This is a genomic window from Gilliamella sp. CG25, assembly GCF_046635705.1.
Classification (GTDB): Bacteria; Pseudomonadota; Gammaproteobacteria; order Enterobacterales; family Orbaceae; genus Gilliamella; species Gilliamella apicola_I.
Map to the genome: position 1 here is coordinate 87906 of NZ_JBIDFJ010000010.1, position 6945 is coordinate 94850.

Consider the following 6945-nt stretch of genomic DNA (forward strand, 5'->3'; position numbering starts at 1 on the left):
AAAAATAAATCTGAATCGTTTGGCGTCTTCCTTGAATCTTTTTAATGCCTATGCATAATAACAAAACGAAATTGCCGTTATCGTAAATCAGTTTTTTACTTTATACAATAAGATCTTGCAGAAAAATAAATGTTATTGAACATGGGTAAGTGAGATTCATCCTAATAGATAGGAAAAAATTAATATTTGAGATTTTTTGATAAAAAAAACTATTTTACTTAGGTAAAATAGCTTTTTTTAAATATGCTAAATTTTTTTGAAGAAATAAAAAGTTCACTTAAATTTTTGATAATTTGTCCAGTACATAACTAACAGCAACAAATCCAAAACTTGCCGTAACAGTCGTCACTGCGCCAAAACCTGATTCACAATCCATTTTTTTAGTGCCATGCGCTTCACTTTTCGTAAAACAGATTTGTCCATTTTGCGCCGGATATGTCAGTTGTTCTGTTGAGTAAACACAAGGTATCGAATATTTACCTTTACTATCTTTATTGAGTTTATAATCGTTCTTTAATCTTTCTCGTAATTTAGCTGCCAAAGGGTCTTGAATGGTTTTAGCCAAATCAGCTATTTTAATCTGTGTTGGATCTTTTTGCCCACCTGCGCCACCAATAGTAATGACTTTCAATTTTTGTCGCTTACAATAATTAAGCACGGCCGCTTTATCACGCACACTATCAATAGCATCAATGATATAATCATAACGAGGCAAGTTTTGAGCACCTAAATAATCTGAAACATTATCAATATTTATAAAGTCATCAATTTGATTAACAATACATTCAGGATTAATTTGTAATATTCGCTCAGCCATGACGGCGGTTTTAGCTTTACCTATATTTGTGGTTAAAGCATGAATCTGGCGATTGGTATTGGTCACACAGACATCATCCATATCTATCAAAGTAATTTGCCCGATACCACTGCGAGCAAGGGATTCAGCAACCCAAGAACCAACACCGCCAATCCCTATTACACAAATATGTGCACGAGCAAAACACGACAATGCGGATTGACCATACAACCGAGCAATGCCACTAAAACGTTGAAAATAACTGTCAGAAAATGTGTTATGCATAATTACCACTGATTTATCGAAATGTTAAAATACTAGCAGTGCATAAGGATTAACGCAACTAACGCTGCTATTCTTGTCATTGAGGTTATCGGTATTAGACTCATAAATTAACTATTTACGTCCTAATTTTAATATCTCTTGTACCATTTGTTTAGTATGGGTTTGCATATATTTTACTAAATGGTCATTTTTTTCATTGAGTAAAATGAGATAAAAACGATTACGAGCCAAATGCGTTGATTCATCATAAGTACTGACGATTAAATAACCTATACTATTTTTTTCATCCGTTCCTACGGCATAAGAAACGTTACCTTCTTGAGTGACTTTCGGCTCAGATGAACGCATTGCGATTTGCAATTTAAAGAGTTTTTGAGCATCTTGAGCATTGGCAACGATATCATCCATAATGATGAAATAATCTTCATAATAGGTTGCTGATTTAGGATCTTGCATGTACATAATTGCACGCTTATCATTAGGATTACCTGAACCACTATCGCGACTTTGATTATATATATAATAGGTTTTATTGTGGAAATCTAATTTTTTAGGTAAATCATAAGCGGGTAATTTTTGATTAATTACCGTTAACATTGGACCATAGTTGCCAGGTTGATAATTACTTTCTAAAGTCCCACAACCTAACAATAATATTGAGATAAAACTGACTATAACTTTTTTCATTTTTGTTTCCTTTTATTTTTTATCAATTAATTTTAGATAAGTAAGAAAAATGAGACTAATTCATTCATTACCAAATAGTATCCGTGTGATTGCTCATTATAGGGATAACCGTAAAATGAAGGACAAAAAAATTACATTTTGGATTATCAGGTAGAAATCAATAGACAGAAAGTCATGTGATACCTTGTCTTTTTTGATATACAAGGCATCACAAAATAATCGCTTAGTTTTTGAAGGAGTGAATCGGAGCAGGAATACGTCCACCACGATTAATAAAATCAAATGAGCTATATTTATTTACTGGCATCACAGGCGCATGACCCAATAACCCACCAAATTCAATATTATCACCCACTGTTAAATCAACCGCAGGAATGATGCGAACGGCAGTGGTCTTATGATTGATGACGCCGATTGCTGCTTCATCTGCAATAATAGCAGATATTGTTTCAGCTGGTGTATCACCCGGAATAGCAATCATATCAAGCCCGACCGAACAAACACAGGTCATTGCTTCTAATTTTTCTAAATTGAGTGCCCCCTTATTTACCGCATCAATCATCCCAGCATCTTCTGACACAGGAATAAATGCCCCACTTAAACCACCCACATGACCACATGCCATGACCCCACCTTTTTTGACAGCATCATTAAGCATCGCCAACGCAGCCGTTGTACCATGGGTTCCAACCACTTCCAGTCCCATTTCTTCTAAAATATGGGCAACTGAATCACCTATTGCAGGCGTTGGCGCTAAAGATAAATCAACAATACCAAATTTAACGCCTAAACGCTCCGAAGCCTCTTTACCAACAAGTTGTCCCATACGCGTAATTTTAAAAGCCGTTTTTTTGATTGTTTCCGCAACCACATCAAAAGGTTGACCTTTTACTTTTTCGAGCGCTCGCTTAACCACACCTGGTCCACTGACACCCACATTAATGACACAATCTGCTTCGCCTACACCATGAAAAGCCCCAGCCATAAACGGATTATCCTCAACAGCATTAGCAAACACAACTAATTTTGCACAAGCCATACTGCTATTATTCGCCGTTAATGCGGCCGCCTCTTTAATAATATGCCCCATCTGTTTTACGGCATCCATGTTGATACCGGTTTGTGTAGAACCTACATTAACCGATGAACAAACACGTTCTGTTTGGGCAAGAGCTTGTGGGATGGATTTAATCAAAATTTCATCACCTTTATGGTAACCTTTCTGCACTAACGCCGAAAATCCACCAATAAAGTTCACCCCCACCGCTTTAGCAGCTTGATCAAGTGTTTTTGCGAACGCGACATAATCACTATCATTACTTGCGCCTGCAATTAAGGATATTGGTGTAACAGAGATACGTTTATTAATAATTGGAATACCAAATTCAGACGTAATTTGATCACCAACTTTTACTAAATTTTTGGCTAATTTAGTAATTTTGTCATAGATTTTTTGACGGGCTTTTTCACCATCGCTATCAATACAATCAAGCAAAGAAATACCCATGGTTATTGTGCGAATATCAAGCTTTTCTTCCTCAATCATTTTAATCGTTTCGAGGATCTGTTTGGTTTCCATTAGTACTATCCTTCAGTAAAAATTATTGAATAAAATTTAAAGACGATGCATTGCATCAAATATCTCTTCGCGTTGAATATTTACTTTAACTTTAAGATTTTCGCCTGTTTGCGTTAAAGTATTTTTAACATCATCAAATGAAACATCGATTTTGGATAAATCGAGTAACATAATCATCGTGAAATATTCACCCATGATAGTTTGAGATACATCTAAAATATTAATATTCAATTCATATAATTTTTGACTTATACCAGCAATAATTCCGGTCTGGTCTTTTCCTATGACAGTTAAAATGGTTTTCATCACATACTCCGCACAAATTTTGGACAATCAAAAGATATTTACTTGGTTGATTATAATAACATCTTCAAAAATTATCGAAATAGGAGTAGATTGTTTTTTTTGTTAAAAATAAAAAAACACTAAAATAATTAAAAAGGGCAACATTATGAAAAATTTCCAAAAATCAAATAAATTGGATCATGTCTGTTACGACATCCGTGGACCAATTCTTGAGCACGCAAAGCGTCTTGAAGAAGAAGGTCAAACTATACTTAAACTCAATATTGGAAATCCTGCCCCTTTTGGTTTTGCCGCACCTGATGAATTATTAGTTGATGTCATCCGTAATTTGCCTTCTTCACAAGGATATTCCGATTCAAAAGGACTTTACTCTGCACGTAAAGCTATTATGCAACACTATCAAGCCAGAGGAATAACCAGTTTAGATGTCGAAGACATTTTTATCGGCAATGGTGTTTCTGAACTTATCGTACAATCGATGCAAGCATTGCTCAATAGCGGTGATGAAATCTTAGTTCCTATGCCAGATTATCCATTATGGACAGCTGCAATTAGTTTATCTGGTGGTAGTGCTGTTCATTACCTTTGCGATGAAGATGCTAATTGGTCACCCGATTTAGAGGATATTAAACGAAAGATCACCCCTAAAACCAAAGGAATTGTGATCATTAATCCTAATAATCCAACCGGTGCCGTCTATAGTAAACAGCTTCTACTTGATATTGCCGAAATTGCGCGTCAAAACAACCTTATTATTTTTGCTGACGAAATTTACGACAAAATTTTATATGATGATGCTGTTCATCATTCAATAGCCGCTTTAGCGCCCGATCTATTTGTCGTAACCATGAGCGGACTATCTAAAACTTATCGTGTTGCAGGTTTTAGGCAAGGATGGATGGCACTTTGTGGTCCTAAACAACATGTAAAAGGATATATTGAGGGACTAAATATGTTGGCGTCAATGCGATTATGCGCCAATGTCCCATTGCAACATGCCATTCAAGGTGCGCTTGGCGGTTATCAAAGTATTAATGAATTTATTGTTCCTGGTGGTCGTTTATATGATCAATGTATGCTTGCATGGCGCATGTTAAATGATATCCCAGGGGTAAGTTGTACTAAACCACAAGGCGCATTGTACTTATTTCCTAAACTTGATCAGCAAAAATTTAATATTCACAATGATCAGAAATTGGTTTTAGATTTTCTATTGCAAGAAAAAGTTCTTTTAGTACAAGGCAGTGGTTTCAACTGGCATAAACCCGATCATGTCAGAATTGTTGCGCTTCCACATACAGGTGAATTACAAGACGCTATCGAACGTTTTGCCAAATTTTTATCAAATTATCAACAATAAAACGAATCAACTCCCAATTTCAGTTGGGAGTTTTCTATCTGCAATGCTTCGTAAAATTTTTTGATTTCATTCAACGAAGATAATAAACACTTTCAGTGTTATGCTTAAATTCATCAATACTGCTCTATTTATGCTAACTAATTAATATGACAATGTTAATTTATTAACCGGCATTCAATTTTAATTATATTTCTACAACTCTACTCATTTTCAGTGCTCCAACACTAAAATCTATTTATATAAAATAATAATTTAGGATGCTTAATATAAAAAACCCCCGATAAACGGGGGAAAGAGCTGAAAGGATAGGAATAAACAGACCTACTTGTCTATCTTTATGTTTAATGGGAATTACTGATTTACCTCCGTAACACCAAAATCAACTTTACTTGGTAACCCCGGTGATACTCTTACCACTTTTGGATTACGTCCGTTTACTTTGTATTCCTTCGGTAAGCTTCGTGGGTCTAGTTTGATAACGAAGTTTGCACCTCGTTCCCAACGGCCTCCCGATACACCAACTATATGGTAACGTCCATGCGTATCGGTTGTGATAATTTCGCCACGGGTGGTCACTAATTTCACGCCGCCCAGACCATCTTCACCTTCATCCTGTATGCCATTACCGTTTCGGTCGATAAACACTTTTCCGAAGATTAACGCATTGTCAAACAGTGGATCGGCTGTCACCGTTACCGTCGCTTCCGCTATATTCGACGACACTTTACCCGTCAAGGCGTTTAGTGCCATCGCCGTATTGGTATACTCGCCTTGGGTAACGCCCGAGCCGACAACTAACATATAGCTGATCACCACTTCACTGTTCGCCGTTAAATCCAGTGAATCATACATCACCGCTTTAGTGCCTTTGGGATCCGCCACTTTTTTGCCATTTAAACGCGATGAACCTTTCACGAACTTAAATCCTGACGGTAAAATATCTTTTACTTTAATACGTGATTTGTGTGACGAATTGTTAATCACCTTGATGGTATAAGGGACAATATCACCCACCACGACATTATCCTTCAGTGCCGTTTTTATTACGGTTACATCCGCATTATGTACTCGATAACCCAATATAATATCGTTACTTGTTGCACTAAAGGTGATACTGCCATCATTTAACTTAATCGGCACTGTTTGCATACCACCTGTGCCATTATAAACAATCGATGCTGGCGGTGTAGCAATATCAATTAAGTCATGTTTGACCACTTTACCATTACTATCAGTATATTGTTCAAAATATGGCACTTTTTCATATAATGCATTGCTATTATCTGAGCCAACCACACCGTCGTGATATTCACCAAACAGTAAACGGATACTATATTTTGAATCATCAACCGCATTCGGATCTATCACCAGATTACGGAATATAAATTTACCATCACTGCGTGTCATAAACGACAGTGGTTTACCATCTTTGTTCATCATATGTTTCTGATTATTGTCTAACAGATAAACCTCTGCACCCGATAATCCGGTTAATTCTGACAGACTGACCAGACCTTTACCTTCACGATCTTCTACCAGTTTACCCTCAATAATACCACCATGGATATAACCAAAGTCCTGATCGGTTAGGTTACCCGTGATATCAATGATTGCCTGATTGACTGTCTTCGGTAAGGTTAAGTAACCTTTGCTGTCATGGTGCGCATCATCCGGGTCAAAGCTTGCTCGTAACGTGCTCGGTACCCCTTCCACTTCAATTTGCCATTTGCCCGGAATAATACCGCCTAGTTCATAAACTGTCTCACCGGCTGCAATTGTTTGTGTTATCTGTAATGCCGGATTGTTGATATTACTGAATTTCACCGTCAAGTCCGCATTAACACTGCTGTCCGTGGAGGCGTTGTACACTCCGTTATCATCACTGTCTAAGTAAATTTTACCTTTAATACTGGTGCTACCTTTCCACGCAAA

The 6945-nt window shown here is 36.8% G+C and carries 5 protein-coding genes and 1 pseudogene; 1 reads left to right on the forward strand and 5 read right to left on the reverse strand.

Annotation, left to right across the window (positions count from 1 at the left end; genetic code table 11):
- Positions 1-277 precede the first annotated feature (277 nt).
- The 4 genes from tcdA to ACGH6P_RS08905 form a co-directional block, all read right to left on the reverse strand.
- Positions 278-1081, reverse strand: coding sequence for a tRNA cyclic N6-threonylcarbamoyladenosine(37) synthase TcdA (gene tcdA, locus ACGH6P_RS08890; RefSeq protein ID WP_411597298.1), 804 nt, complete (start codon positions 1079-1081; stop codon positions 278-280).
- Between the two features lie 111 nt (positions 1082-1192).
- Positions 1193-1768 carry a hypothetical protein gene (locus ACGH6P_RS08895; protein WP_411597300.1) on the reverse strand — a complete coding sequence of 192 codons (576 nt, stop codon included), beginning with the start codon at positions 1766-1768 and terminating at the stop codon, positions 1193-1195.
- A gap of 223 nt (positions 1769-1991) precedes the next feature.
- On the reverse strand, positions 1992-3347 hold the full coding sequence (locus tag ACGH6P_RS08900; protein ID WP_267351228.1) for a PFL family protein: 1356 nt from the start codon (positions 3345-3347) through the stop codon (positions 1992-1994).
- A 36-nt stretch (positions 3348-3383) separates the two neighbouring features.
- Positions 3384-3653 carry an ACT domain-containing protein gene (locus tag ACGH6P_RS08905; protein ID WP_065558707.1) on the reverse strand — a complete coding sequence of 90 codons (270 nt, stop codon included), beginning with the start codon at positions 3651-3653 and terminating at the stop codon, positions 3384-3386.
- A 145-nt stretch (positions 3654-3798) separates the two neighbouring features.
- Between ACGH6P_RS08905 and ACGH6P_RS08910 the strand changes: the two genes are divergently transcribed.
- Complete coding sequence (locus tag ACGH6P_RS08910; protein ID WP_411597301.1) at positions 3799-5013, forward strand: pyridoxal phosphate-dependent aminotransferase; 1215 nt, start codon at positions 3799-3801, stop codon at positions 5011-5013.
- A 351-nt stretch (positions 5014-5364) separates the two neighbouring features.
- On the opposite strand, the pseudogene ACGH6P_RS08915 reads toward ACGH6P_RS08910, so the two are convergent.
- A pseudogene (locus tag ACGH6P_RS08915) lies at positions 5365-6945 on the reverse strand (hypothetical protein); the annotation flags it as partial.

What these genes read in the sequence shown, in the direction of transcription:
- tcdA (WP_411597298.1), bottom strand. Translation starts at nt 1,081, where the DNA reads ATGCATAACACATTTTCTGACAGTTATTTTCAACGTTTTAGTGGCATT.
- ACGH6P_RS08895 (WP_411597300.1), bottom strand. Translation starts at nt 1,768, where the DNA reads ATGAAAAAAGTTATAGTCAGTTTTATCTCAATATTATTGTTAGGTTGT.
- ACGH6P_RS08900 (WP_267351228.1), bottom strand. Translation starts at nt 3,347, where the DNA reads ATGGAAACCAAACAGATCCTCGAAACGATTAAAATGATTGAGGAAGAA.
- ACGH6P_RS08905 (WP_065558707.1), bottom strand. Translation starts at nt 3,653, where the DNA reads ATGAAAACCATTTTAACTGTCATAGGAAAAGACCAGACCGGAATTATT.
- ACGH6P_RS08910 (WP_411597301.1), top strand. Translation starts at nt 3,799, where the DNA reads ATGAAAAATTTCCAAAAATCAAATAAATTGGATCATGTCTGTTACGAC.